Raw genomic sequence first — 24,637 nt, 5'->3', positions numbered from 1 at the left:
TGTCCGGCGCCGCCCCGGTGGGTCTGCACCTCCCGGCCTACGCCTGTCCGCGCACGCCCTTCGCCAGGTCCCCGGCGAGTTCGCGGACGGCCGCGACGCCGGCCGCGTGGTCCGGCGCGTCCAGCATCCGCTTCACGAAGGCCGAACCGACGATCACGCCGTCGGCGAAGCCGGCGACCTCGGCGGCCTGGGCGGCGTTGGAGACCCCGAGGCCGACGCAGACGGGCAGTCCGGTGCCGGTGGCCCGGGTGCGCCCGACCAGGTCCTGGGCCTGCGCCCCGACCGATTCACGCGTACCGGTGACGCCCATCAGCGAGGCCGCGTAGACGAACCCGCTGCCCGCCGCCGTGATCGTCGCGAGCCGCTCGTCCTTGCTGCTCGGTGCCACGACGAAGACCGTCGCGAGTCCGTGCTTCTCGGCGTGCTCCCGCCACAGGGCCGACTCCTGGACCGGCAGGTCGGGCAGGATGCAGCCCGCGCCGCCGGCCTCGGCGAGCTCCGCGGTGAACCGTTCCACGCCGTAGCGGTCGATGGGGTTCCAGTACGTCATGACGAGGATCGGCTTGCCGGTGGCCTCGTGGGCCTCCCTGACCGTCCGCATGACGTCCGCGATCCTGACGCCGCCGCGCAGGGCGATGTCGTCGGCGGTCTGGATGACCGGGCCGTCCAGGACCGGGTCGCTGTGCGGCAGCCCGACCTCGACGACGTCCGCACCGCCGTCCAGGGCGGCCTTGACCGCCTCGATGCCGCCGTCCACGGTCGGGAACCCGGCCGGGAGGTAGGCGATGAGCGCGGCCCGGCCCTCGGCCCTGGCACCGGCGAGGGTGTCGGACAGCAGCTGAATGTTCCCGCTCACTTGGCGTCCCCCTCGATCTCGGCGGTGTCGGCGGCGTCGGCCGCGACCTCGGCGTCGGTGTCGTACAGCCCGAAGTAGCGCGCGGCGGTGTCCATGTCCTTGTCGCCGCGGCCGGACAGGTTGACGACGATCAGCCCGTCCTTGCCGAGTTCCTTGCCGACGTCCAGGGCGCCGGCGAGGGCGTGGGCGCTCTCGATGGCCGGGATGATGCCCTCGGTGCGGGAGAGCAGGCGCAGGGCCTGCATGGCCGCGTCGTCGGTGACCGCGCGGTACTCGCCGCGGCCGGAGTCCTTGAGGTAGGAGTGCTCGGGACCGATGCCGGGGTAGTCCAGGCCGGCCGAGATCGAGTACGGCTCGGTGATCTGGCCCTCGTCGTCCTGCAGCACGTAGGACCGGGAGCCGTGCAGGATGCCGGGCTCGCCGGCGGTCAGGGTGGCCGCGTGCTCGCCGGTCCCGATGCCGTGCCCCGCCGGCTCGCAGCCGATGAGGCGGACGCCCGCATCGGGGATGAAGGCGTGGAAGAGGCCGATGGCGTTGGAGCCGCCGCCGACGCAGGCGATCGCGGCGTCGGGGAGCCGGCCGGCCCGCTCCAGGAGCTGGCGGCGGGCCTCGACGCCGATGACCCGGTGGAAGTCGCGGACCATGGCCGGGAAGGGGTGCGGGCCCGCGACCGTACCGAAGAGGTAGTGGGTGTGGTCGACGTTGGCGACCCAGTCGCGGAACGCCTCGTTGATGGCGTCCTTGAGGGTGCGGCTGCCGGACTTCACGGCGATGACCTCGGCGCCGAGCATGCGCATCCGGGCCACGTTGAGGGCCTGCCGCTGGGTGTCGATCTCGCCCATGTAGATGGTGCAGTCGAGGCCGAAGAGCGCGCAGGCGGTGGCCGTCGCCACGCCGTGCTGGCCGGCACCGGTCTCCGCGATCACGCGGGTCTTGCCCATGCGCTTGGTGAGCAGGGCCTGGCCGAGCACGTTGTTGATCTTGTGCGAGCCGGTGTGGTTGAGGTCCTCGCGCTTGAGGAAGATCCGGGCGCCGCCTGCGTGTTCCGCGAAGCGGGGGACCTCGGTGAGGGAGCTGGGGCGGCCGGTGTAGTTGACCAGGAGGTCGTCGAGTTCGCGGGCGAACTCGGGGTCGTGCTTGGCCTTGTCGTACTCGACGGCGACCTCGTCCACGGCGGCGACGAGGGCCTCCGGGATGAACTTGCCGCCGAAGGCGCCGAAGTAGCCCTCCGGGGAGGGCACCTGGCCCTCTGGGTCAGGGAAGAAGTAGTCGCTGGGCATGCGGAAACCTCACGGTGAGTGCCGGTGGAAAAACACTATTCGCCGTGGGGGCGGAGTCCGTCGTACGACCTCAGGCCGGGTGTGGCTGGTCGCGCTCACGCGGCGGCAGCCGCAAATCGAACAGAGCCCCGCGCCCCTGAGGGGCGCGCTGCCATCGACGTCCGTTCACCTGACCAGGCTCATCACCGATGACATACCGGACCCGGCGGCCGTGCACCCTGCGCGCCGGTGCACGGCAACCGCGGGGACGGCAGCCGCGCGCCAGGCGGGCGTACCGGTCCACTGCTGTCGTCATCGGGAGAGTCATCGGGATCAGCCTACCGGGCGATCAGCCCCGGCCGTGCCGCAGCGCGGGGTGTTCGCCGGCCGCCACCAGGTCGGCCACCGCCGACTTGGGGTCGCGGCCGGTGACCAGGGACTCGCCGACCAGGACCGCGTCGGCGCCCGAGTTGGCGTACGCGATCAGGTCGTGCGGGCCGCGGACGCCGGACTCGGCGACCTTGACGACGTGGGCCGGGATCTCGGGGGCGACCCGCTCGAAGGTGGCGCGGTCGACCTCCAGGGTCTTCAGGTTGCGCGCGTTGACACCGATCACCTTGGCGCCGGCGTCCACGGCGCGCTCGACCTCGTCCTCGTCGTGGACCTCGACGAGCGGGGTGAGGCCGATGGACTCGGCGCGCTCGATCAGGGACTCCAGGGCCGGCTGGTCGAGGGCGGCGACGATCAGCAGCGCGAGGTCGGCACCGTACGCGCGGGCCTCCCACAGCTGGTACGAGGTGACGATGAAGTCCTTGCGCAGCACCGGGATGTCCACCCGGGCCCGGACCGCCTCCAGGTCGGCCAGCGAGCCACCGAACCGGCGCTGCTCGGTCAGGACCGAGATGACGGCCGCGCCGCCCGCCTCGTAGTCCGCGGCGAGCGCGGCCGGGTCGGCGATCGCGGCCAGCGCGCCCTTGGACGGGCTGGAGCGCTTCACTTCGCAGATGACCTTGACGCCCTCACCGCGCAGCGCGGCCACGCCGTCCTTGGCGGCCGACGCCTTCGCCGCGCGCTCCTTGAGCTCGTCGAGGCTGACGCGCGCCTGCCGTTCCGCGAGGTCGGCACGGACGCCGTCGATGATCTCGTCGAGCACACTCACGAGAGCGGCCCCCTTCCGGACGGTTCTTCCAGGCGGTCACAAACCCATGGGCCGAAAACTCATGGTCACTGCGATGGTATCCGGAGGACGGGGTAGGCCTCACATCCGGTTGACGCCGGTCCCAGTACCTGGACGTCCGCCGGTTGATCAAGGATGCAACCAGCCACCGAAGGGCAGGTTCCGGACAACGGTGAAAACCAGGAGCAGCACGCCAAGGCTCCACATCTGCACCGGCCTGAGCTCGATCCGGGCGGGCCGGCCGCGTGCCGCGCGCACCACCCAGACGGTCCACACCACGGCGAAGGCCAGGTAGGCGAGGACGCCCGCCGCGTTGTCCCGCAGCGCGGCCAGGAAGTCGCCGTGGACGAAGGCGTGCGCACTGCGCAGGCCGCCGCAGCCGGGGCAGTACAGGCCGGTGAGCCGGTAGAGCGGGCAGACCGGGTAGTGGCCGGGCCGGCCGGGGTCGACGGTGCCGACGTAGGCGAAGGCTCCGACGACGGCGCCCAGCACGGAGACGGGCACGGCCAGCCGGCCCCGGAGGGAGGGTGTCACCGGCGGGGCGGCTGCGCTGTGGCTGTCGGCGTTCACGCCTCGCATTGTGCCCCGTACGGTCGGCACACGCGCGCGAGGGGCGCCCCGATGTCTCGGGGCGCCCCTCGGGAGGTGGCGCGGGTCAGCTCTCGGCTGCGGCCGGCTCGCGGGTGGCGGCCGGGGCGGTGGTGGTGTACGCGAGGGCGCCGCTCTGCTTCGGCTGGCCGAGGCCCATGGAGCGCATGATCATGCCGACCACGCCGCCGAGGAGCACGATCGCCATGCCGGCCCAGAAACCCACGGGCTGCGCCATCACCATGAAGGCGCCCGCGACGCAGAAACCGATGAAGGCGATGGTGACGCCGGTCCAGGCGGCCGGGGTGTGACCGTGGCTGCTGCCCGCCATGACTTGCTCCTCGTTGCTGGTACGTGTCGTACGGGCCCGAGCTCGTACGTGTCCTTCCGGACGCTCGCCCTCCATTGTCCCGTACCCGGGTGTGTGCCCGGAGCTGGGGTGGCGTCTGATTCGCCACATCGGCCACAGCGCCCCGTAAGGGGCGCGGGGAACTGCGCGACCAGCCCCCACCGGCCGTCAGCCGACCAACGACCTGTCACGGTGCCCCGGCGAAGCCTCACGCCCCAGTGGGATCCTCGCCCCGGTCCAGCGCCTTCCAGATGTCCTCCGGCCGGTCGGGATCCACCGGCTTCGGCGCCCGCCGCGGCCGCTCCGTCCCCGTACCGCGCTCGTAGCGCCCTGACATGGCGGGCCACAGCCGCCCGTAGCGCAGCGCCAGCAGCCCGGCGACCAGGATGAGCGCGCCGCCGGCCGCGGCGACGTACGGCCAGCCGGTGTGGCTGAGCGCGTCGACGGTGGCGGACGTGTCCCCGCTGGCCTCGGCGGCCTTGTCGTCGAGCGCGGAGCCGTCGGCCGCGCCCAGCAGGGCCGCGGCGACGATGCCGGCGCCGGAGAGCGCGAGGAGGCCGGAGACCAGGAAGCGGCCGGCCTTGCGGACGGCGAAGACGGCGACGAGCGCGGCGAGGCCCACTATGGCGAGGGCCGCGGGGACGCCCGTGACGTCGCTGCCCTTGGCGGTCAGCGGGAAGTTGCCGCCTGCCACCGTCGCGGTGCCCGCCGCCCAGCGCTGCCGGGTGGACAGCAGGGCCACGGCCGCGCCGAGCGCGCCGAAGAGCAGCGCGACGGCGAGGCTGCGGCGGCCGGACCGGGCGGGTTCGCCGGCTTCGGAAGAGGGGTGAGGAACAGCAGTCACGTACTCCACTATCGCCTGAACCGCGCGCGAACGGTCACCCGGGGTCGGGTGATAAGCGCCCTACTTGCCCAGTCTGTTGGCCGTGTGCACCGCCCGCAGGACCGCCGCCGCCTTGTTGCGGCACTCCTGGTCCTCGGCGACCGGGTCGGAGTCGGCGACGATGCCGGCGCCGGCCTGGACGTACGCCGTGCCGTCGCGGAGCAGGGCGGTGCGGATGGCGATGGCGGTGTCGGAGTCGCCGGCGAAGTCGAGGTAGCCGACGCAGCCGCCGTACAGCCCCCTCCGGGACGGCTCCAGCTCGTCGATGATCTGCATCGCGCGGGGCTTGGGGGCGCCGGAGAGGGTGCCGGCCGGGAAGCAGGCGGTGAGGACGTCGAAGGCGGTGCGCCCGTCGGCGACCTTTCCGGTGACCGTCGAGACGATGTGCATGACGTGCGAGTACCGCTCGACGGACATGAAGTCGACGACCTCGACGGAGCCGGGCTCGCAGACCCGCCCCAGGTCGTTGCGCCCGAGGTCGACGAGCATCAGGTGCTCGGCGCGCTCCTTGGGGTCGGCCATCAGCTCGTCGGCGAGGGCCTGGTCCTCCTGCGGGGTGGCCCCGCGCGGCCGGGTGCCGGCGATGGGGTGCACCATGGCCTGCCCGTCCTCGACCTTGACGAGGGCCTCCGGGGAGGATCCCACGACGTCGAAGCCGTCGAAGCGGAAGAGGTACATGTACGGCGACGGGTTGGTGGCCCTCAGGACCCGGTAGACGTCCAGCGCGCTCGCCGTGCACGGGGTCTCGAAGCGCTGGGAGGGGACGACCTGGAAGGCCTCGCCCGCGCGGATGCGCTCCTTGATGTCCTCCACGGCCACCTGGAAGTCGGGGCCGCCCCACAGGGCCGTGTACTCGGGGAGTTCGGAGGGCGGCAGGACGGCGGGCGGCTGGGCGACCGGGCGGGAGAGGTCGGCCTCCATGGCGTCCAGGCGGGCCACGGCGTCCGCGTGGGCCTCGTCGACACCCGTGTCGAGGTCGTTGTGGTTGATCGCGTTGGCGATCAGCAGGACCGAGCCCTCCCAGTGGTCCATGACGGCGAGGTCGCTGGTGAGGAGCATGGTCAGCTCGGGGAGCCGGAGGTCGTCGCGCTCCCCCGGGCCGATCTTCTCCAGGCGGCGCACGATGTCGTAGCCGAGGTAGCCGACCATGCCGCCGGTGAAGGGGGGCAGTTCCTGGTCGTGGGGGGTGTGCAGGGCCTCGATGGTGGCGCGCAGGGCGGCCAGCGGATCGCCGTCGACGGGCACGCCGACGGGCCGGGTGCCGAGCCAGTGGGCCTGGCCGTCGCGGGCGGTGAGGGTGGCGGCGGAGCGGACGCCCACGAAGGAGTACCGGGACCAGGAGCGCCCGTTCTCGGCGGACTCCAGCAGGAAGGTGCCGGGGCGCTCGGCGGCGAGCTTGCGGTAGAGCGCGACCGGGGTGTCGCCGTCGGCGAGGAGCTTGCGGGTGACCGGGATGACGCGCCGGTCGGTCGCGAGCTTGCGGAAGGTCTCGAGGTCCATGGCGGCAGACCTTACTGATCGGAGGCGGGTACGCCGGAATCGGCGGCCTCGTGACCGTGCTCGGCGTCCTTGAGGAGCACGTCGGCGTCGAAGCAGGTTCGGTCGCCGGTGTGGCAGGCGGCGCCCACCTGGTCGACCTTGACCAGCACGGTGTCGGCGTCGCAGTCGAGGGCGACCGACTTCACCCACTGGAAGTGGCCGGAGGTGTCGCCCTTGACCCAGTACTCCCGGCGGCTGCGCGACCAGTAGGTGCAGCGGCCGGTGGTGAGGGTCCGGTGCAGCGCCTCGTCGTCCATCCAGCCGAGCATCAGCACCTCGCCGGTGTCGTACTGCTGGGCGATGGCGGGGAGGAGTCCGTCGGCGCTGCGCTTGAGGCGGGCGGCGATCTCCGGGGCGAGGCCACTGGACGGGGGCGTACCCGTCGTACCGGTCGTACTGGTCATGGGTGCCATTGTGCCGCGCGGCACCGACAGTCACGGTCCGTGTCCACTGTCCGGACGGTGCGGGTGGCCGTAGGCTGGCGGTATGTCGACCTTCGCCAAGCGTGAACGGCTCCTGCTCGCCGACCTCTTGGAGACCGCCGGTCCCGAGGCTCCGACCCTCTGCGAGGGCTGGGTGACCCGTGATCTGGCCGCGCACGTGGTGGTGCGCGAACGCCGGCCGGACGCGGCCGGGGGCACGATGATCAAGCAGCTGGCGCCGCGCCTGGAGAAGGTGACGGCCGAGTTCGCCGCGAAGCCGTACGAGGAGCTGATCCAGCTCATCCGCACCGGTCCGCCGCGGTTCTCGCCGTTCCAGCTCAAGCAGGTGGACGAGGCGGCCAACACCGTCGAGTTCTACGTGCACACCGAGGACGTCCGCCGGGCCCAGCCCGACTGGTCGCCGCGGGAGCTGGACCCGGTCTTCCAGGAGGCCCTGTGGACCCGGCTCGAGCGGACGGCCCGGCTGCTCGGCCGGGGCCTGCCGACGGGCCTGGTGCTGCGCCGCCCGGACGGCCAGACGGCGGTCGCCCATCGCGGCGCCCCCGTGGTGACGGTGACCGGTGAGCCCTCCGAGCTGCTGATGTACGCGTTCGGCCGGCAGAACACGGCGAAGGTCGAGGTGGCCGGCGACGAGAACGCGATCGCCAAGCTGAACGAGTCCAAGAAGCTGGGCATCTGAGGAGCCCGCGGTGATCCGGGTCGCGATGACCAGCGTGTACGTGGACGACGTGCCGAAGGCGCACGCGTTCTACACGGACGTCCTCGGCTTCGAGACCCGCACCCGCCTGGACCTGGGCGACGGCACCCTGTTCGTCACGGTCGGCGCCCCGCAGGGCGCGCAGCCGGACCTCCAGCTCCTGCTGGAGGTCCGGCGAGGGTCCCCTCGCGGACCCGTACCGCAAGGCCGTCTACGAGGCGGGACTGCCGGCCATCGTGTTCTCCGTCGACGACATCCGTTCCGAGTACGACCGCCTGCGCACCCTGGGCGTCCGCTTCCCCCACGAACCCCGGGACCAGGGCCCGGCGATCGCCGCCGTCCTGGACGACACGGTCGGCAACCTGATCCAGCTGACCCAGCCGAAGGGCTGACCGCCTCAGCGGGGCAGTTCGGCCCGGCGCAGCCCCGGTACGGCCAGCGCGACGACCCCGCCGAGTCCGCAGACGGCGGCGCTGACGACGTAGACCGGGCCGAGCCCGAAGGCGCCGATCGCGGCGGCCGTGAACGGCATGCTGAGCGGGGTCAGGCCCAGGCTGATCAGGCCGGAGACGGCGGTGACCCGGCCCAGGTACGCGGGCTCGGCCTGGGTCTGCAGCAGGGCCCCGCACATGGCGCCGCTGAGCCCGGCGAGCAGTCCGATCAGCACGGCGACGCCGACGGCCGCCAGGACGCTCGGGACGTAGACCAGGGCGCCGATGGCGACGGAACCGGCGATGACCGACCAGCCGACGACCTGACCGGCATGCGGCATCCTGCCGCGCACGGCCAGCAGCAGCGAGACGGCCCCCGCACCCGTCCCGAACCCGGCGAGCACCCAGCCCATGCCGGCGGCACCCCAGCCGCGTTCGTCGGCGAGGAGGATCAGGCCCACGTTGAGCGGCGCGACGAACCCCAGGTCACCGAGGGCGATGGCGAGCGTCAGAGGAGCGAGGACACGGTGACCGCGGATGTAGCGGAGACCGGCGACCAGGTCGCGTCGGCCAGTGGTCGAGCCGGCGCCGGCCGTGCCGTCCGGCGGGAGCTCCCGGACGCGCAGGGTCATCAGCAGCGGTATCGACAGCGCGATCAGCAGCCCGGCCGCCCCGAACGCGGCCGCCGCACCTCCGAACGCCACCCCGAGGCCCCCGAGCGGGGCGCCGGCGATCTCGGCGAACCGGTATGCGAGGCCCCGCATGCCCTGGACCCGGGCGAGCTGCCCCTTTCCGGTGAGACGCGCGGGCAGCGCACCCACGGCGGGGACGAAGACGGCGTCCACGATGCCGAAGACCAGGGCAAGCGCGGCGAGCGGCCACAGCCCAGGACCGGTGAGCATCAGCAGGCCCGCCACCGCGAGCACGGCGACGCAGCGCACGGCGTCACTCCCGATGACGACCCTGCGCGGGCCGAAGCGGTCGGCGATCACTCCCCCGCCCAGCATCAAGACCGCGCGCGGCAGCGCGCTGACCGACATCACCAGGCCGGCCTGCGCCGGGGACGCGACCTGGACGGCGGCCCAGGAAAGTGCGACGTAGTAGACGCCGTCGCCGGTCATCGACGCCCCGTAGGCGCCGAGCCAGCGCAGCACGTTGGGATCTCGGTGCGCCGGCCGGTCGTCCGGGCCGGTCTGGAGAGCGAGCGCGGTGGTCACGGCGGACCGTCCTCTCGGACACAGGATCAGGTGCGGGATCAGACCCGGAAGGGGAACCCGTACGTGTGCACCGCGACGTTCTCGCGGCCCTCGGTGTCACCGGCGGCCACGGCGGCCCGGCCGCGCTCCTCGTACCGGCGGACGACCTCGTTCATCTCCTTGGCCAACTCGCCCAGTTCGGCCGGGGTGAGCCGCAGCAGCCACTCGGAGTTGTCGGACGCCGACGTCCACGCGTCGCTCCAGTAGGCACGCTCGTCGAGGTAACGCCGGTACATGTCGACGCGCTGGTCGAAGAACATGCGGCTGGCCGCGGTGTGCGCGGCGGCCTTCTCCGGGGCGTCGCGGAAGTCCTCGTCACGGATGCTCAGCCCGTCCGAGGCGGGCTGCCACCACCGCTCCCGCCCGTCTCCGCTGCGCGGCTCGGCCTCCTCGATGAGCCCGTGCTCGGCCAGCTTGCGCAGGTGGTAGCTGACCAGTGAAACGGCCTCGTCGGCCTGCTCGGCGAGCTGAGAGGCGGTCGCCACCCGGTTGAGGATCAACAGCCGGTACAACTGGGCCCGCAGCGGGTGCGCGATGGCCTTGAGCGTTCCCACATCCTTGATGCGACGGTCTCTTTCCCTGTCAGCCATTCGCCCAGGCTAAATACGAAAGGGAAGTTGCGCAATATATTTTGCGCAACTTCCCTTTCGTATCTGCCCGACAAAAAGCCCCGGCCGCCCTCAGGCGCCCGGGGCTCAAGCCGACCGAGAGGTCACCGCACGGGGTGTCCCGCCCTCCGCAACGTCTCCTTGACCTCGCCGATCCGCAGGTCGCCGAAGTGGAAGACGGAGGCGGCTAGCACCGCGTCCGCGCCCGCGGTGACGGCCGGGGGGAAGTGGGTGAGGGCGCCGGCGCCGCCGGAGGCGATGACCGGCACGGTCACGTGCTTGCGCACCGCCGCGATCATCTCCAGGTCGTAGCCGTCCTTGGTGCCGTCCGCGTCCATCGAGTTCAGCAGGATCTCGCCCGCGCCCAGCTCGGCGGCCCGGTGGGCCCACTCGACGGCGTCGATGCCGGTGCCGCGGCGGCCGCCGTGGGTGGTGACCTCGAAGGAGCCCGACTCGGTGCGACGGGCGTCGACCGAGAGGACCAGGACCTGGCGGCCGAAGCGTTCCGCGATCTCGCGGATCAGGTCCGGCCGGGCGATGGCCGCCGTGTTGACGCCCACCTTGTCGGCGCCGGCGCGCAGCAGCTTGTCGACGTCCTCGGCGGTGCGGACGCCGCCGCCGACCGTCAGGGGGATGAAGACCTGCTCGGCGGTGCGGCGGACCACGTCGTAGGTGGTCTCCCGGTTGCCGGAGGACGCGGTGATGTCCAGGAAGGTCAGCTCGTCGGCGCCCTCCGCGTCGTACACCTTGGCCATCTCGACCGGGTCGCCCGCGTCGCGCAGGTTCTGGAAGTTGACGCCCTTGACGACCCGGCCGTTGTCCACGTCCAGGCAGGGGATGACTCGGACCGCCAGGGTCATGAATCCACGGCTCCTCTGTATGCCTCTAGCTCTGCCTCGACCAGGATGCGCGGGTCGACGAAGCCGGTAACCACGACGAACGTGCTCACCGGGCGCACCGTGTCGAAGACTTCCTTGTGGGCGCGTCCCACCGCGTCCATGTCGCGCGCGTGCGCAAGGAACAGGCGGGTGCGGATCACCGACTCCGGTCCCAGACCGAACTCGGCGATCGCCTCCAGGGCGGTGGTGAAGGCCACCTTGGCCTGCTCGTACGGGTCGCCCTCCCCGTACAGCACGGTGCCCTTGAAGGACGTCGTACCGCCCACCACCACACGGTCGCCCGCCGCGACGGCGCGGGCGAAACCGAAGCTCTCCTCCCAGGGACTTCCGCTCTGCACGCGCCGTACGGCATCGGACGTCATCGTGACACTGCCTCCAGTGCTTCTTCCAAGGTGAACGCCTTGGCGTACAGGGCCTTCCCGACGATGGCGCCCTCGACACCGAGGGGTACCAGGCCGGCCAGCGCGCGGAGGTCGTCCAGCGACGACACGCCGCCGGAGGCCACGACCGGCCGGTCCGTCGCCGCGCACACGTTCTTCAGGAGCTCCAGGTTCGGGCCCTGGAGGGTGCCGTCCTTGGCGATGTCGGTGACGACATAGCGGGCGCAGCCCTCCTTGTCGAGGCGGGCGAGGGTCTCGTAGAGGTCGCCGCCGTCGCGGGTCCAGCCTCGGCCGCGCAGGGTCGTACCGCGTACGTCCAGGCCGACCGCGATCTTGTCGCCGTGCTCGGCGATGACCTTGGCGACCCATTCCGGGGTCTCCAGGGCGGCCGTGCCGAGGTTCACGCGGGTGCAGCCGGTGGCGAGGGCCGCGGCGAGGGTGGCGTCGTCGCGGATGCCGCCGGAGAGTTCGACCTTGATGTCCATGGCCCCGGTGACCTCGGCGACCAGCGCGCGGTTGTCGCCGGTGCCGAACGCCGCGTCCAGGTCGACCAGGTGCAGCCACTCGGCGCCCGAACCCTGCCAGGCGAGGGCCGCCTCCAGCGGGGAGCCGTAGGAGGTCTCGGTCCCGGACTCGCCGTGCACGAGGCGGACGGCCTGGCCGTCGCGGACGTCGACGGCGGGAAGGAGTTCGAGCGTGCTCACAGTGTTCCGATCCAGTTGGTGAGGAGCTGGGCGCCGGCGTCGCCGGACTTCTCGGGGTGGAACTGGGTGGCCCACAGGGCGCCGTTCTCCACGGCGGCCACGAACGGCTTGCCGTGCGTCGACCAGGTCACCCTGGGGGCCTGCATGGCCGCGTTGTGCGTCTCCAGGGCCCAGTCGTGGACGGCGTAGGAGTGCACGAAGTAGAAGCGCGCGTCGGCGTCCAGGCCGGCGAACAGCTCGGAGCCGGCCGGCGCGTCCACGGTGTTCCAGCCCATGTGCGGGACGATCTCGGCCTGGAGCGGCTCGACCGAGCCGGGCCACTCGTCGAGGCCCTCGGTCTCCACGCCGTGCTCGATGCCGCGCGCGAACAGGATCTGCATGCCGACGCAGATGCCCATCACCGGGCGCCCGCCGGACAGCCGGCGGTCGATGATCCAGTCCCCGCGCGCCCCGCGCAGGCCCTCCATGCAGGCGGCGAAGGCGCCGACGCCGGGCACCAGCAGGCCGTCCGCGTTCATGGCCCGGTCGAAGTCACGGGTGATCTCGACGTCGGCCCCGGCGCGGGCGAGGGCGCGCTCGGCGGACCGGACGTTGCCGAAGCCGTAGTCGAAGACGACGACTTTCTTGGAAGCCGCGGATCCGCTCAATTCCACACCTCCAGCCTCATGACGCCCGCCACCAGGCACAGGGCGGCGCTGATCGAGAGCAGCACGATCAGGCTGGTGGGCATCTTCTGCTTGACGAAGGAGATGATTCCGCCGACCAGGAAGAGGCCGACGACGATCAGTATGGTCGAGAGGCTGTTCATCGCTTACAGCGCGCCCTTCGTCGAGGGGAGGATGCCGGCCGCGCGCGGGTCGCGTTCGGAGGCGTAGCGCAGCGCCCTCGCCAGCGCCTTGAACTGGCACTCCACGATGTGGTGCGCGTTACGTCCGTACGGTACGTGCACGTGCAGGGCGACCTGCGCCTGGGCGACGAAGGACTCCAGGATGTGCCGGGTCATGGTGGTGTCGTACTCGCCGATCATCGGCGCCATGTTCTCCGGCTCGGTGTGCACGAGGTACGGGCGGCCGGACAGGTCGACCGTGACCTGGGCGAGCGACTCGTCCAGCGGGACCGTGCAGTTGCCGAAGCGGTAGATGCCGACCTTGTCGCCGAGGGCCTGCTTGAAGGCGGCGCCGAGGGCGAGGGCGGTGTCCTCGATGGTGTGGTGCGAGTCGATGTGCAGGTCGCCGTCGGTCTTCACGGTGAGGTCGAACAGACCGTGCCGGCCGAGCTGGTCGAGCATGTGGTCGTAGAAGCCGACGCCGGTGGCGATGTCGGTCTTGCCGGTGCCGTCGAGGTCGATCTCGACGAGGACCGAGGTCTCCTTGGTGGTGCGCTCCACGCGCCCTACGCGGGTCATGCGTCCAGCTCCTTCTTGACTTCACGTACCGCGTCGAGGAACGCGTCGTTCTCTTCGGGGGTTCCGGCGGACACCCGCAGGAAGCCGGGCACGCCGTTGTCCCGGACGAGGACTCCCCGGTCGAGGATCCGCTGCCACACCGCGTGCGGGTCCTCGAACCGCCCGAACTGCACGAAGTTGGCGTCCGACTCGGTGACCTCCAGGCCCGCCGCCCGCAGCTCGGCTACCAGCCGGTCCCGCTCGGCCTTCAGCTGCTCGACGTACTTCAGCAGCGTGTCGGTGTGCTCCAGGGCGGCCAGCGCGGTCGCCTGGGTGATCGACGACAGGTGGTAAGGCAGCCGGACCAGCTGGACGGCGTCCACCACCGCGGGGTGCGCGGCGAGGTAGCCGAGGCGCAGGCCGGCCGCGCCGAAGGCCTTCGACATGGTCCGGGAGACGACGAGATTCGGCCGACCTTCGAGCAGCGGCAGCAGCGAGGCGCCGTGGCTGAACTCGATGTAGGCCTCGTCGACGACGACCATCGAGGGTTTGGCGGCCTGGGCGGCCGCGTAGAGCGCGAGGACCGTCTCGGCCGGTACCGCGTTGCCCGTGGGGTTGTTGGGGGTGGTGATGAAGACGACGTCCGGCCGGTGCTCGGCGATGGCCGCCGCGGCCGCCGCGACGTCGAGGGTGAAGTCCGCGTTGCGGGGGCCGGAGATCCAGCGGGTGCCGGTGCCGCGCGAGATGAGCGAGTGCATCGAGTACGACGGCTCGAAGCCGATCGCGGTGCGGCCGGGTCCGCCGAAGGTCTGCAGCAGCTGCTGGATGACCTCGTTGGAGCCGTTGGCCGCCCACACGTTCTCGATGGTGAGCGGGTGGTTGCCGGTCTTCGTCAGGTACCTGGCCAGCTCGGTGCGCAGCTGCACCGCGTCCCGGTCGGGGTAGCGGTTCAGGTCCCGGGCGGCCTCGCGCACCCGCTCCGTGATCCGCTCGACCAGCGGCTCGGGCAGCGGGTAGGGGTTCTCGTTCGTGTTCAGCCGTACGGGGACGTCCAACTGGGGCGCGCCGTAGGGGGACTTGCCGCGCAGCTCGTCCCGTACGGGGAGATCGTCGATGCCGAAGCTCACTTGCCCGTCGGTACCTTCCATCCGAACCTTGCCTTGATCGCCGCGCCGTGCGCGGGCAGGTCCTCCGCCTCCGCCAGCGTGACCACGTGGTGCGCGACCTCGGCCAGCGCGTCCCGCGTGTAGTCGACGATGTGGATGCCGCGCAGGAAGGACTGGACGGAGAGCCCGGAGGAGTGGCAGGCGCAGCCGCCGGTGGGCAGCACGTGGTTGGAGCCGGCGGCGTAGTCGCCGAGGGAGACCGGCGCCCAGGGTCCGATGAAGATCGCGCCCGCGTTCCGCACCCGGTCGGCCACGGCGGCGGCGTCGGCCGTCTGGATCTCCAGGTGCTCGGCGCCGTACGCGTCGACGACCCGCAGGCCCTCGTCGATGCCGTCGACCAGGACGATCGCGGACTGCCGGCCCTCGAGTGCGGGCACGATCCGGTCGTCGACGTGCCTGGTCGCCGCGACCTGCGGCGCCAGCTCCTTCTCGACCGCGTCGGCAAGCTCGACGGAGTCGGTGACCAGCACCGCGGCCGCGAGCGGGTCGTGCTCGGCCTGGCTGATCAGGTCGGCGGCGACGTGCACCGGGTCGGCGGTGGCGTCCGCGAGGACGGCGATCTCGGTCGGGCCGGCCTCGGCGTCGATGCCGATCCTGCCGGTGAAGTAGCGCTTGGCGGCGGCCACCCAGATGTTGCCGGGGCCGGTGACCATGGTGGCGGGCGGGCAGGACTCGGTGCCGTACGCGAACATGGCGACGGCCGTGGCGCCGCCGGCCGCGTACACCTCGTCGACGCCGAGCAGGGCGCAGGCGGCGAGGATCGTCGGGTGCGGCAGGCCCCCGAACTCGGCCTGCGCGGGCGAGGCGAGCGCGATCGACTCGACGCCGGCCTCCTGCGCGGGCACCACGTTCATGATCACGGAGGAGGGGTAGACGGAGCGTCCGCCGGGCGCGTACAGCCCGACCCGCTCGACCGGCACCCACTTCTCGGTGACCGAGCCGCCGGGCGCGACCTGCGTGGTGTGCGTCGGACGCCGCTGCTCGCGGTGGACGAGCCGGGCGCGCCTGATGGACTCCTCCAGGGCCGCGCGCACGGCCGGGTCGAGCTGCGCCAGCGCGTCCGTGAGCGCCTGGGCCGGGACCCGTACCGACTCCAGGCGTACGCCGTCGAACCTCTCGGCGAAGTCGATCAGCGCCGCGTCGCCCCGATGATGCACGGCCTCGCAGATCGGACGCACCTTCTCCAGGGCGGCCGAGACGTCGAAGTCGGCTCGGGGCAGCAGGTCGCGCAGAGCGAGGCCCTCGGGGAGGGCGTCGCCGCGCAGATCGATTCGGGAGATCACAGGCTCAATTCTCTCAGACGGCACTCCGAGCCCGTCCGCGCGTATCAATGGCTGATACAGAACGTGAGCCGGCGACCGCACCGACCGCGGCTCCGTGGCTTGATACGGGGCGGGGGGCGGCGCCCGGCACATAGCCTGACCGGAACCCGGAAGATCACCGTCACCAACTGTGTTCGAGGGCTCACGCACCGGGCATCACCGGTTGTACCGAACATGACCCGCGAGTAGTTGAGGAAGAAGGAAAAGCCGTGACCCAGGGGGACGGCGTCCGCGACGGGGATCTGCCGGACGATCTGACCGCGGCCGAGGCCGGTATGTGGCAGGCGTTCCGCAACGGCAGCGTGTACGACCTGAGCAGCGGCGACCTGCACGTGGACGATCCGCACGGCGGCCACCCGTGGGGGCCCGAGCGGACCGTGCGGGCCCGGATCGTGTGCTGGCTGCTGCTCGACGGGCCGCCGGCGCTGGACGGCCGGGTCGCCTCGCTGAAGCTGGCCGGCGTCCGGATCACCGGAACCCTGGACCTGGCGGGCGGCACGGTCCTGCCGTACATGGAGCTGCGCGGCTGCCGGTTCGACGACGAGATCCTGCTGCCGGAGGCGCACTTCACGACGGCGCGGTTCGTGAACTGCGCGGCGCCGCGCCTGGAGGCGGCCCGGCTGCACACGGAGGGTGACCTGCATCTGCCACGCTGCCGGTTCCTCGGCGGGGTCCGGCTGACCGACGCGCACATCGGCACCGATCTGCTCTTGAACCAGGCGGTGGTGTACCGGGACCGCAGCGGGCGGTCGATCGCGGCGGACGGCATGACCGTCGGCCAGGACCTGACGGCGGAGCTCCTGGAGACGCACGGGGAGCTGAGCCTGCGCAGTGCCAAGGTGGGCGTCTCGCTGAGCCTGCGCGGGGCGCGGCTGCGCAACCCCGACGGGCGGTTCGCGCTGAACGCGCCCCAGCTGACCGTCGGCCGGACGCTGTACCTGACCCCGGCCGGGGTGGGCGGCCCCTGGCAGAGCGGGACGACCCCGGCGCGCGGTACGCGGATCCAGCGGTTCGAGTGCCAGGGCGGGGTCCGCCTCGACGACGGGCGGTTCGGGGACGCGGTGGACCTGGAGCGGGCACGGCTGACCTTCACGGACGACCAGGAGCTGTCGCTGCGCCGGGTGCAGGCGCCGGAGCTGCGGTTCCTCGGGGAGGAGCCGCAGCGCGGGCGGGTGGTGCTGTCCGGCGCCCGGGTCGTCAACCTGGTGGACCGGGCGACCAGCTGGCCGGGGCCCGGGCGGCTGCACATGGGCGGCTTCGGCTACGAGAACCTGGTGCCGCAGGGCCCGTTCCCGCTGACCCGGCGCCTGGACTGGGTGGCGGCGGCGACCGCCGAGTACAACCCGGAGCCGTACGAGCGCCTGGCGACCGTGCTGCGGGCCGCCGGCGAGGACGAGGACGCACGCGAGGTGCTGCTCGCCAAGCAGCGGCGGCGCCGCGAGACGCTGCCGCCGGCCGCCAAGCTCTGGGGGTTCGCGCAGGACCTGACGGTGGCCTACGGCTACCGGCCGGGCCGGGCGGCGGTGTGGATGGCGGTGCTGTGGGCGGCGGGCACGCTGGCGTTCGCGCACGCCCCGCATCCGCCGATGAACTCGGGCGGCCACCCGGCCTGGGACCCGGCGCTGTTCGTCCTGGACCTGCTGCTGCCGGTGATCGACCTGGGCCAGGTCGGGCAGTGGCGGCTCACCGGGGGCTGGCAGTGGGCGGCGGCGGCGATGATCCTGCTGGGCTGGATCCTGGCCACGACCGTGGCGGCGGGGGCGACGCGGCTGCTGAGGCGGGGGTGACGGCCGGCGTCTCCCGGGGCAGCCGAGGTGGGTGGCACTGACAGGTACGGAACAGGTGAGCAATAGTCAGCTTTTACCGCTCCTTGACCGGCGACCGTACAACTTTCGTGGAGTTGGCCATACCGTCTGGCGCTGCCCCGACCTGCGGACTTTCAATGGTCAACGCCATGGCTTCGCTGCGCGCGCTCTTCCGTTCCGGACGGAGGGCAACGAACGCTCCGCCTCTCGCCGCCGGACCGCTCCCGGCCGACGACGAGGTGTTCCTCGACGCGCCCGACGACCGGCTCGCCCCCGCGCTGGTCGCGGCCGGCCGGGGCGAGCACGAGGCGGCGGCGGCACTGCTGGCCGGCACCGGGGACGCGGCCGAGTGGGAGGAACGCGACCGGTACGTGCGCCGGCTCGCGCTCTTCGCCCGCTCCCGCGCCGAGTGGCTCGGCCAGTGGGCCGCGGCCGCCCCGCACGACCCGGACCTGCTGCTGGTCCAGGCCCAGCTCGGGGTGGACCAGGCCTGGGACTCGCCCGCCCGCGCGGAGCTCCTGCGCCCGCTCAGCCCGCTGATCACGGCTGCCGCGCGCGGCGACGACCGGGACCCGGTGCCGTGGCGGATCGCCCTCGACCACGCCCGCGGCACGAACGCAGGGCACCGCTACTTCGAGGAGCTGTGGGAGGCGGCGGTCCGCCGCGCCCCGCACCACTACGGCTGCCATGTGGCGGCGCTGCGCTACCTGGGCACGTACTGGCACGGCTCGCACCGCGAGTGCTTCGACTTCGCCGACCTGGCCGCCCAGGACGCCCCGGCCGACTCCCTCGTCCAGGCCCTCCCCGCCCGCGCCGCCTTCGCCTACCTCACCGACGGCTGCGGACCCGAGGTGCCGCGGGCCCGCCTGGACGCGGCGGCCGACCGGGCGATCGCGCTCTCCGCGCGGTTCCCGGCGGCCGACACCTGGCCGGCCGAGATCCGCAACAAGCTGATGTACCTGCTGGTCCGCCTGGAACGCTGGGAGGCCGCCCGCGCCCAGCTGGACCTGATCGGCCCGTACGTCACGTCCTTCCCCTGGGGGCGGCTCTCCGACGACCCGCTGGGCCATTTCGTACGCCTGCGCGCCCACCTGCTGGCCGGTACGGAACCGCCCCCCGAGGCCGTGCTGATCCCCTCACCGAGGGCCACGGGGCGACCACGGGCCGAGCACGGCGGACATGTTCCCGCCGATGACCACTAGGCTGTGGCGCCGTGACCACCGTCCGTCTCCCCCTCTTCCCGCTGAACTCGGTGCTGTTCCCGGGGCTCGTGCTGCCGCTGAACGTCTTCGAGGAGCGCTACCGCGCCATGATGCGCGACCTGCTGAAGACGCCCGAGGAAGAACCACGCCGGTTCGCCGTCGTGGCGATCCGCGACGGCCACGAGGTGGCGCCGAGCGCGCCGGGCATGCCGGACCCGACGGCGCAGCCCGACCGGGGCCCGGCGGCCGGCTTCGGGCCCGACCCCCTCAAGTCCCTGCACCGGGTGGGCTGCGTGGCGGACGCGGCGACGATCCGGGAGCGGGCGAACGGCACGTTCGAGGTGCTGGCCACGGGTACGAACCGGGTGCGGCTGCTCTCCGTCGACGCGTCGGGGCCGTTCCTCACGGCCGAGCTGGAGGAGCTCACGGAGGAGCAGGGCGACGAGGCCGGGGCGCTGGCCGAGGGCGTGCTGCGGGCCTTCCGCCAGTACCAGAAGCGCCTGGCGGGCGCCCGAGAACGCTCCCTCTCCACGGGTGCCGACCTCCCCGACGAACCGTCGGTCGTCTCCTACCTGGTCGCCGCCGCGATGATGCACGACACCCCGACCAAGCAGCGCCTGCTCCAGGCCCCCGACACGGCGTCCCGCCTCCGCGACGAGCTGAAACTCCTTCGCTCCGAGACGGCGATCATCCGTAACCTGCCGTCACTGCCCGCGGCGGAGCTGACGCGGGCACCGACGAGCCTGAACTGACCCGGGGTCTTCCTGAATGCCGAAGAAATCAAAGAAACAGCAGCAGTCCGGCGGCGGTGGCACCCCGGCGACGGTGGCCCTTACCGCGGCAGGCGTGGACTTCACGGTCCACGCCTACGACCACGACCCCGCCCACCCGTCCTACGGCGAGGAGGCGGCGGAGGCGATGGGCGTGTCCCCCGACCGTGTCTTCAAGACCCTGGTCGCGGACGTCGACGGCGCGCTCACGGTCGCGGTCGTGCCGGTGGCCGGCACCCTGGACCTCAAGGCCCTGGCCACGGCGGTCGGCGGCAAGCGGGCGGCGATGGCAGACCCGGCCCTGGCCGAGCGCACGACGGGCTACGTCCGCGGCGGCATCTCCCCGCTGGGCCAGCGCAGGAAACTCCCCACGGTCCTGGACGCCTCCGCCTCGGCCCACGCCACGATCTGCGTCTCGGCGGGCCGCCGCGGCCTGGAGGTGGAACTCGCCCCGACCGCCCTCGCGAGTCTGACGAACGCGACACTGGCCCCGATCGGACGTGCGTGACCCCTCGACGAAGTCTCGGCACTGCGTTAAGTACGGAAGACATGTCGAAGAAGACACGGAAAAGGAAGTGGCGCCTGAAGAAGGGCCGCTCGAACCACGGTCGCCGTCCGGCGTAGCCGGCCGGTCGGCACCACATCTCAGCCCGTCCGGCGTTTGAGGACAAGGCCGAAGGCCGGGGCGGGGGTCGAAGGGGGCGCGGCGCCCCCTGGAGGATGGGACGGGTAGGGGGCGGCGGGGGCGGGAAAAGTCATGCCGGTGGAGCGGCGTAGGGGCCGTCCTCGTACGGGGGCTCCGGGTCCCGGGGACCGAACAGCGCCGTCAACCCGAGGTGCACCACCAACGCCGACAACGACCACGCCAGCAACGCCCCCTTCGCCCCGAGCTTCAGCGGCGCCGAGAACGTCACCCCCTTACCCACGGCCCTCGCGTGAGCGATCACGTCCGACTCCGGCCCCAGCCACATCCCGAGTCGCCAGGCCAGCACCGACGCCAGCAGCCCCCCGACCCCCAGCGCCACCACCAGCGGCACGCCCCCACGCCGCCGCCACAGAAACACCACCCCTGCGCTCACCACCCCGAACGCCAGCGCCAGCAGCGTGAACGTTCCGTCCACCCCGGCCGCCTGCTCCCCCTCGCTGTCCTTGAGGTAGACCGCCCAGTTCTTGCCGGACTGCTCCCCCACCAGCGGCACATGCGGCGCCAGCCACAGCCACAGCAGCCCGAGCAGCACCCCGCTCACCGCCACCGCGACGGCGATCACGGCGCCTTCCCGCAGCTCGGTCTTCATCCCTGGACCGTCCTGTCCGTACTCCCCCGCGCCCGCCCCGGCAGGCGGCGGAGCCTGCCAGGCCTGGTGCGGGGACTGGTCGTGCGGTGGCGGAGGCGGCGTCAACGGTGCGGTCACGTTGCCATCGTGCCAGGTCGGCCTGTGGGGCGCGTCACCGGACGGCGGCCCTGCGATACGCCCAGGTGGCGACGGCCAGCGAGACGACACCCACCCCGGCGCACACCCCCAGGTCAGCGAGGACGACGGCCCAGTCCGGCCGCGCCCCGAAGGTCCGGGCGTAGGCCTCGACGCCGTACGTCGACGGCAGCAGGTCCCGCGCGAACTGGATGATCCCCGGCATCCGGTCCGGCGGCAGCACGCCGAGCAGCAGCGCCGCCGACATGCCCAGCTGCCCGAGCAGGGTGGCGAGTTCGGGACGGGGCGCCAGCAGTCCGCAGGCCGCGCCCAGCCCCGCCAGGGCTGCCCCGGCGAGCGGGATCACCGCGACGAGGATCCACAGGTTCCCGAGCGGCAGCCCGAACAGCACGCACCCGAAGACGGCCGTGACCAGCGTCCCCGGCACGGTGAAGGAGGCGTACGCCGCGGCCGCCCCGAGCACCACCGAGGCCGGCGGCACGGGCAGCGTGGCGTAGTGGTCGAGCCCGCCGCTCGCCCGCAACTGCCCGAAGTACTGCGCGAGCAGGTTCAGCGCCACGTAGGCGACGACGACGACCGACGAGCCCGCCACCACGGACTGGGCCTCGCCCCGCGAGTCCACCACCCCGCGCATCATGACCATGATGCCGACGGACTGGAAGGTCGCGACGAACAGCAGCGGGATCCGCGCCACCCGGGCCCGGGACAGCTGCGCGCGGTAGACGGCCACCAGCGACGGCCACAGCCGCGCCCGCGGGCCCAGCTCGGCCGCCGGGCCGCCCGGCGCCGTCTCTTCCACGGCCAGGGCACCGCCCGGCAGAACCTCAGCGGGTACGACACTCACGTCGCGCTGCTCCCTTTCCGTGCGGCACCTGCGACCGGTACTGCTGCCGCGTCTTTCCGTACGCGCCCGGCCGCCGTCCTGTTCATCCACGCGCTCGCCGTCACGCCTTCACCAACCCCTGCCGGGCGGCGCCGCCCAGCGCCAGGTAGACGTCCTCCAGGCTGGGCGTGGCGAGGGTGAAGTCGTCGAGGGCGGCGAAGGCGGCCCCGCCGGTCACCGTGGCGACGACGGCACGCGCCTCCTCGGGCACGAGCCGCAGCGTCCAGCGCCGGCCGGACTCGACGGCGCGCTCCCGCAGGGCGGCCACCTCGGGCACCTCCAGCGGCGCCCGCTCGCGCCACACCAGCTCGACCCGCACCTCGCCGGCCACTCGCTCCTTGAGCCCGGCGGGGGTGTCGCAGGCGATGACCCGCCCCTGGTCGAGGACGGCGACCCGGTCCAGGACCGTCTCGGCCTCGATGACGTTGTGGGTGACGAGCACCACGGTGGCGCCCTGTTCGGCCCGCCGCCGGTCCACGGCGGCCCACACGGCCCGCCGGGCCACGGGGTCCATCCCGGTCGTCGGTTCGTCGAGCACGAGCAGCGGCCGCTCCCCGACCAGCGCGGCGGCGAAGCAGGCGAGCCGCCGCTGTCCGCCGGAGAGCTTCTTGAGCGCCCGCCCGGCGATCGGCGTCAGGCCCAGCTCCTCGAGGACGGCGTCGCGCTCGCGCCGCGCCTCGCGCACGTCCAGTCCGCGCAGCCGACCGGTGGTCTCGGCCGCGAGGGACACGGTCAGCTCGTCGAGGGCGCTGGACTCCTGCCCGAGGTAGGCGAGGATCCGCGCGGCCCGTTCCGGGTGCCGCACGATGTCGTGCCCGAGGATCTCGACACTGCCCGCGTCGGGCCGCAGCAGCCCGGTGAGCTGCCGTACGAGCGTCGACTTGCCGGCCCCGTTCGGCCCGAGCAGCCCGAAGACCTCCCCGCGCCGGACGTCGAGCTCCACCCCGTCGGTGGCCCGCACCTCGGGCACGGCGGCGGCACCACGCCGCCCTTTGACCGCGGCGTAGGTCTTGGTCAGCCCACGCACGGCACATACGACATCACCCTGCCGCCGAAGTGCCCGACCCACGCCCGTACTCACAAGAAACGAGGGTACGGGGTCGCCCCCGTTTACTCGCCTTTGGGGCGCCCCGCTTCCCGGCTCCGTAAGGACGGCGCCCCGAAGGGGCGCGGGGCTGCATCACCTATGCGGGTCCGCCGCTTGGGCGCGACGAGCCCCCCACCGGCCCGCACCCGAAATGAGGTCCGCAGCCCCGTCGCTCACTCCGCAGACGCATGCTCCCCGGCCCCCGCCGGCACATCGAACTCTCTCCAGAACCCCGCCCGAATGGCGTACCGGTCGTGCTCGTCGATCTGGTCGTCCTTGTGCGCCAGCAACCCGAACCGCGCCGCGTACCGCAGCAGCTCCCCGTCGATCCGGTGCGGAATCCGCGGATACATCCCCGACAGCTTGTGCAGGTGGCTCTGGTCCCCGAGCCGTGACATCCACCGCCGGGCGAACACCTGCCCGACCTCGTACGGATCCCCCCCGACGGTCGTGATGTCCTCCTCCCGGTCGGCCCACCGCTGCTCCGCCGTGGTCAGCTGCGCCAGCGTCGGCATGGAGGCCGCCTCGGCCGGCTCCGCCGCCACCCCCGGCCGGTCCACCCACCCCTTGTCGGAGGACCACCGCAGGGTGGCCGTGGTCGCCGGATGCTGGACCGGCTGCGCGCCCGGCGCGCGCAGGGCGGCGAGGTCCTTGGGCGTCGGCACCCCCTTCGGCGCCGGCACCCGCTCCTGCGCCCCGTTCTCCACCACGCTCGCCGCGGGCGCCCGCTCCGTGTCCTCGGTCCCCGGCTCGGGGGCCGCCGCCAGCGACGACTCGGGCAGCGGCGCCGAGAGGATCGCGGCGATCTCCGGCCGCGGCACCGGCGGCGGCGCGCAGACCGCGGTCAGCTCCTTGGCCCGGACCGCCTGGGTGATCCACGCCCGGTCCAGCACCCGCCGCTCGTCGGCCTCGGCGACCAGGTCCTCGGACTGGTTGTAGTCGCCGTCGGCGGCCTGCACGGCCCACAGGTGCACGGCGACCCCGTGCTCCTTGGCGGCCATCATGCCCGGCAGCAGGTCCCCGTCGCCGGTCACGAGGACGACGTCGGAGCAGGCCCTGTTCCTGGCCAGCTCGGTCAGCTCGGCGTGCATGGCCGCGTCCACGCCCTTCTGTGCCCAGCGCCCGTCGCTGCGGGTCAGCGCGCCGAGCCGGACGGTCACCCGGGGCATCACGCGCAGCCTGCGGTGTTCCGGCTGGGGGACGCGGTCGGGGGCGCCGTCGAACCAGTAGATGCGCAGCAGTGGACGCTCGGTGTCGGACTCCGCGCGGTCGCGCAGCGCCTGGATCAGCGCGGCGTGGTCGACGGTGATGCGGGATCGGGAGGGCTCACCGGCGAGGAGACTGGCGGCGGCACCCAGCAGATACCCGGCGTCCACCAGGACGATGCAGCGGTCCACGCGACTCACCCTCTTTCCGGGAGGTTTGCTTTTCGGGGCTTCCTTCGAGTCTGCCCGACCACGCGGGGGTTAACGGCCCGAACTCGATCTTCGGCGTGGCGTTTCGGGCCCTCGCTCTCCGA

At 72.8% G+C, this 24,637-nt stretch carries 28 protein-coding genes and 1 pseudogene; 6 read left to right on the top strand and 23 right to left on the bottom strand.

Annotated features, from left to right (window positions below):
• Positions 1-37: 37 nt before the first annotated feature.
• From trpA to hisI, 9 genes are all read right to left on the bottom strand, one after another.
• Positions 38-856, bottom strand: coding sequence for a tryptophan synthase subunit alpha (trpA, locus tag ACFY0K_RS08910; protein ID WP_388710767.1), 819 nt, complete (start codon positions 854-856; stop codon positions 38-40).
• Positions 853-2,136, bottom strand: coding sequence for a tryptophan synthase subunit beta (gene trpB, locus ACFY0K_RS08905; RefSeq protein WP_351954434.1), 1,284 nt, complete (start codon positions 2,134-2,136; stop codon positions 853-855). Before trpB ends, trpA begins: the two co-directional genes overlap by 4 nt.
• A 70-nt stretch (positions 2,137-2,206) precedes the next feature.
• Complete coding sequence (gene trpM / locus ACFY0K_RS08900) at positions 2,207-2,431, bottom strand: tryptophan biosynthesis modulator TrpM (RefSeq protein ID WP_390639468.1); 225 nt, start codon at positions 2,429-2,431, stop codon at positions 2,207-2,209.
• A gap of 33 nt (positions 2,432-2,464) precedes the next feature.
• Complete coding sequence (gene trpC, locus ACFY0K_RS08895; RefSeq protein WP_351954435.1) at positions 2,465-3,274, bottom strand: indole-3-glycerol phosphate synthase TrpC; 810 nt, start codon at positions 3,272-3,274, stop codon at positions 2,465-2,467.
• Between the two features lie 147 nt (positions 3,275-3,421).
• Entirely contained in the window at positions 3,422-3,871 is a 450-nt protein-coding gene (locus tag ACFY0K_RS08890; protein ID WP_382725575.1) for a DUF2752 domain-containing protein, read from the bottom strand.
• A gap of 76 nt (positions 3,872-3,947) precedes the next feature.
• Positions 3,948-4,211, bottom strand: a complete 264-nt coding sequence (locus ACFY0K_RS08885; RefSeq protein ID WP_351954437.1) for an HGxxPAAW family protein — start codon at positions 4,209-4,211, stop codon at positions 3,948-3,950.
• Between the two features lie 226 nt (positions 4,212-4,437).
• Positions 4,438-5,082: a TIGR02234 family membrane protein gene (locus ACFY0K_RS08880; protein WP_390639237.1), complete on the bottom strand. Its 645-nt coding sequence runs from the start codon at positions 5,080-5,082 to the stop codon at positions 4,438-4,440.
• Positions 5,083-5,133: 51 nt separating this feature from the next.
• Entirely contained in the window at positions 5,134-6,612 is a 1,479-nt protein-coding gene (locus tag ACFY0K_RS08875; protein WP_390639236.1) for an anthranilate synthase component I, read from the bottom strand.
• Between the two features lie 11 nt (positions 6,613-6,623).
• Positions 6,624-7,064, bottom strand: coding sequence for a phosphoribosyl-AMP cyclohydrolase (gene hisI, locus ACFY0K_RS08870; protein WP_382725617.1), 441 nt, complete (start codon positions 7,062-7,064; stop codon positions 6,624-6,626).
• Between the two features lie 73 nt (positions 7,065-7,137).
• Here hisI and ACFY0K_RS08865 point away from each other — a divergent pair, with 73 nt between their 5' ends.
• Complete coding sequence (locus tag ACFY0K_RS08865) at positions 7,138-7,773, top strand: TIGR03085 family metal-binding protein (protein ID WP_351954440.1); 636 nt, start codon at positions 7,138-7,140, stop codon at positions 7,771-7,773.
• A 10-nt stretch (positions 7,774-7,783) separates the two neighbouring features.
• Positions 7,784-8,183: pseudogene (locus ACFY0K_RS08860) on the top strand (VOC family protein).
• 5 nt (positions 8,184-8,188) lie between these two features.
• On the opposite strand, the gene ACFY0K_RS08855 reads toward ACFY0K_RS08860, so the two are convergent.
• The 10 genes from ACFY0K_RS08855 to hisD form a co-directional block, all read right to left on the bottom strand.
• Complete coding sequence (locus tag ACFY0K_RS08855) at positions 8,189-9,439, bottom strand: MFS transporter (protein WP_390639235.1); 1,251 nt, start codon at positions 9,437-9,439, stop codon at positions 8,189-8,191.
• 38 nt (positions 9,440-9,477) lie between these two features.
• Entirely contained in the window at positions 9,478-10,068 is a 591-nt protein-coding gene (locus ACFY0K_RS08850; protein ID WP_390639234.1) for an ArsR/SmtB family transcription factor, read from the bottom strand.
• A gap of 122 nt (positions 10,069-10,190) precedes the next feature.
• Complete coding sequence (gene hisF / locus ACFY0K_RS08845) at positions 10,191-10,946, bottom strand: imidazole glycerol phosphate synthase subunit HisF (protein ID WP_390639233.1); 756 nt, start codon at positions 10,944-10,946, stop codon at positions 10,191-10,193.
• Positions 10,943-11,347 carry a RidA family protein gene (locus ACFY0K_RS08840; RefSeq protein ID WP_390639232.1) on the bottom strand — a complete coding sequence of 135 codons (405 nt, stop codon included), beginning with the start codon at positions 11,345-11,347 and terminating at the stop codon, positions 10,943-10,945. The genes hisF and ACFY0K_RS08840 overlap by 4 nt, the downstream gene beginning before the upstream one ends.
• Positions 11,344-12,069, bottom strand: a complete 726-nt coding sequence (priA, locus tag ACFY0K_RS08835) for a bifunctional 1-(5-phosphoribosyl)-5-((5-phosphoribosylamino)methylideneamino)imidazole-4-carboxamide isomerase/phosphoribosylanthranilate isomerase PriA (RefSeq protein ID WP_351954444.1) — start codon at positions 12,067-12,069, stop codon at positions 11,344-11,346. The genes ACFY0K_RS08840 and priA overlap by 4 nt, the downstream gene beginning before the upstream one ends.
• The gene (gene hisH, locus ACFY0K_RS08830; RefSeq protein WP_390639231.1) at positions 12,066-12,716 is read right to left on the bottom strand and encodes an imidazole glycerol phosphate synthase subunit HisH; all 651 of its coding nucleotides are present in this window, start codon (positions 12,714-12,716) and stop codon (positions 12,066-12,068) included. Before hisH ends, priA begins: the two co-directional genes overlap by 4 nt.
• Complete coding sequence (locus tag ACFY0K_RS08825; RefSeq protein WP_351704898.1) at positions 12,713-12,877, bottom strand: hypothetical protein; 165 nt, start codon at positions 12,875-12,877, stop codon at positions 12,713-12,715. Before ACFY0K_RS08825 ends, hisH begins: the two co-directional genes overlap by 4 nt.
• A gap of 3 nt (positions 12,878-12,880) precedes the next feature.
• Positions 12,881-13,474, bottom strand: coding sequence for an imidazoleglycerol-phosphate dehydratase HisB (hisB, locus tag ACFY0K_RS08820; RefSeq protein ID WP_028422551.1), 594 nt, complete (start codon positions 13,472-13,474; stop codon positions 12,881-12,883).
• Positions 13,471-14,580, bottom strand: coding sequence for a histidinol-phosphate transaminase (locus ACFY0K_RS08815; protein ID WP_390639230.1), 1,110 nt, complete (start codon positions 14,578-14,580; stop codon positions 13,471-13,473). The genes hisB and ACFY0K_RS08815 overlap by 4 nt, the downstream gene beginning before the upstream one ends.
• Entirely contained in the window at positions 14,577-15,902 is a 1,326-nt protein-coding gene (gene hisD / locus ACFY0K_RS08810; RefSeq protein ID WP_390639229.1) for a histidinol dehydrogenase, read from the bottom strand. The genes ACFY0K_RS08815 and hisD overlap by 4 nt, the downstream gene beginning before the upstream one ends.
• A gap of 248 nt (positions 15,903-16,150) precedes the next feature.
• On the opposite strand from hisD, the gene ACFY0K_RS08805 reads away from it, so the two are divergent.
• The 4 genes from ACFY0K_RS08805 (at position 16,151) to ybaK (ending at position 20,226) form a co-directional block, all read left to right on the top strand.
• Positions 16,151-17,728, top strand: coding sequence for an oxidoreductase (locus ACFY0K_RS08805; RefSeq protein WP_390639228.1), 1,578 nt, complete (start codon positions 16,151-16,153; stop codon positions 17,726-17,728).
• 155 nt (positions 17,729-17,883) lie between these two features.
• On the top strand, positions 17,884-18,948 hold the full coding sequence (locus tag ACFY0K_RS08800) for a hypothetical protein (RefSeq protein ID WP_390639227.1): 1,065 nt from the start codon (positions 17,884-17,886) through the stop codon (positions 18,946-18,948).
• Between the two features lie 11 nt (positions 18,949-18,959).
• Positions 18,960-19,700 carry an LON peptidase substrate-binding domain-containing protein gene (locus ACFY0K_RS08795; protein ID WP_390639226.1) on the top strand — a complete coding sequence of 247 codons (741 nt, stop codon included), beginning with the start codon at positions 18,960-18,962 and terminating at the stop codon, positions 19,698-19,700.
• 16 nt (positions 19,701-19,716) lie between these two features.
• A complete protein-coding gene (gene ybaK / locus ACFY0K_RS08790) occupies positions 19,717-20,226 on the top strand; it encodes a Cys-tRNA(Pro) deacylase (RefSeq protein ID WP_390639225.1) in 510 nt (169 codons plus the stop codon).
• A 247-nt stretch (positions 20,227-20,473) separates the two neighbouring features.
• Here the strand turns inward: ybaK and ACFY0K_RS08785 are convergent, their stop codons facing one another.
• The 4 genes from ACFY0K_RS08785 to ACFY0K_RS08770 all read right to left on the bottom strand — a co-directional run bounded on the left by ACFY0K_RS08785 (position 20,474) and on the right by ACFY0K_RS08770 (position 24,515).
• Positions 20,474-21,130: an AAA family ATPase gene (locus ACFY0K_RS08785; protein WP_390639224.1), complete on the bottom strand. Its 657-nt coding sequence runs from the start codon at positions 21,128-21,130 to the stop codon at positions 20,474-20,476.
• A gap of 34 nt (positions 21,131-21,164) precedes the next feature.
• The gene (locus ACFY0K_RS08780; protein WP_351954454.1) at positions 21,165-21,992 is read right to left on the bottom strand and encodes an ABC transporter permease; all 828 of its coding nucleotides are present in this window, start codon (positions 21,990-21,992) and stop codon (positions 21,165-21,167) included.
• Positions 21,993-22,092: 100 nt separating this feature from the next.
• Positions 22,093-23,112, bottom strand: coding sequence for an ABC transporter ATP-binding protein (locus ACFY0K_RS08775; RefSeq protein ID WP_390639223.1), 1,020 nt, complete (start codon positions 23,110-23,112; stop codon positions 22,093-22,095).
• Between the two features lie 179 nt (positions 23,113-23,291).
• Positions 23,292-24,515 (bottom strand): NYN domain-containing protein, encoded by a 1,224-nt coding sequence (locus ACFY0K_RS08770; protein WP_390639222.1) that lies wholly within the window; start codon positions 24,513-24,515, stop codon positions 23,292-23,294.
• Between the last annotated feature and the right edge of the window lie 122 nt (positions 24,516-24,637).

This window comes from Streptomyces sp. NPDC001507, from assembly GCF_042894765.1.
Taxonomy (GTDB): Bacteria; Actinomycetota; Actinomycetes; order Streptomycetales; family Streptomycetaceae; genus Streptomyces.
This window is presented reverse-complemented; position numbering and strand designations above follow the sequence as displayed.

Excerpts from the sequence above, each read along its gene's own strand:
- ACFY0K_RS08825 (WP_351704898.1), bottom strand. The coding sequence starts at position 12,877 with ATGAACAGCCTCTCGACCATACTGATCGTCGTCGGCCTCTTCCTGGTC.
- hisB (WP_028422551.1), bottom strand. The coding sequence starts at position 13,474 with ATGACCCGCGTAGGGCGCGTGGAGCGCACCACCAAGGAGACCTCGGTC.
- ybaK (WP_390639225.1), top strand. The coding sequence starts at position 19,717 with ATGCCGAAGAAATCAAAGAAACAGCAGCAGTCCGGCGGCGGTGGCACC.
- ACFY0K_RS08865 (WP_351954440.1), top strand. The coding sequence starts at position 7,138 with ATGTCGACCTTCGCCAAGCGTGAACGGCTCCTGCTCGCCGACCTCTTG.
- hisF (WP_390639233.1), bottom strand. The coding sequence starts at position 10,946 with ATGACCCTGGCGGTCCGAGTCATCCCCTGCCTGGACGTGGACAACGGC.
- ACFY0K_RS08840 (WP_390639232.1), bottom strand. The coding sequence starts at position 11,347 with ATGACGTCCGATGCCGTACGGCGCGTGCAGAGCGGAAGTCCCTGGGAG.
- ACFY0K_RS08875 (WP_390639236.1), bottom strand. The coding sequence starts at position 6,612 with ATGGACCTCGAGACCTTCCGCAAGCTCGCGACCGACCGGCGCGTCATC.
- trpB (WP_351954434.1), bottom strand. The coding sequence starts at position 2,136 with ATGCCCAGCGACTACTTCTTCCCTGACCCAGAGGGCCAGGTGCCCTCC.
- ACFY0K_RS08885 (WP_351954437.1), bottom strand. The coding sequence starts at position 4,211 with ATGGCGGGCAGCAGCCACGGTCACACCCCGGCCGCCTGGACCGGCGTC.
- ACFY0K_RS08850 (WP_390639234.1), bottom strand. The coding sequence starts at position 10,068 with ATGGCTGACAGGGAAAGAGACCGTCGCATCAAGGATGTGGGAACGCTC.
- ACFY0K_RS08890 (WP_382725575.1), bottom strand. The coding sequence starts at position 3,871 with ATGCGAGGCGTGAACGCCGACAGCCACAGCGCAGCCGCCCCGCCGGTG.
- trpM (WP_390639468.1), bottom strand. The coding sequence starts at position 2,431 with ATGACGACAGCAGTGGACCGGTACGCCCGCCTGGCGCGCGGCTGCCGT.
- ACFY0K_RS08800 (WP_390639227.1), top strand. The coding sequence starts at position 17,884 with ATGGTCAACGCCATGGCTTCGCTGCGCGCGCTCTTCCGTTCCGGACGG.
- hisI (WP_382725617.1), bottom strand. The coding sequence starts at position 7,064 with ATGGCACCCATGACCAGTACGACCGGTACGACGGGTACGCCCCCGTCC.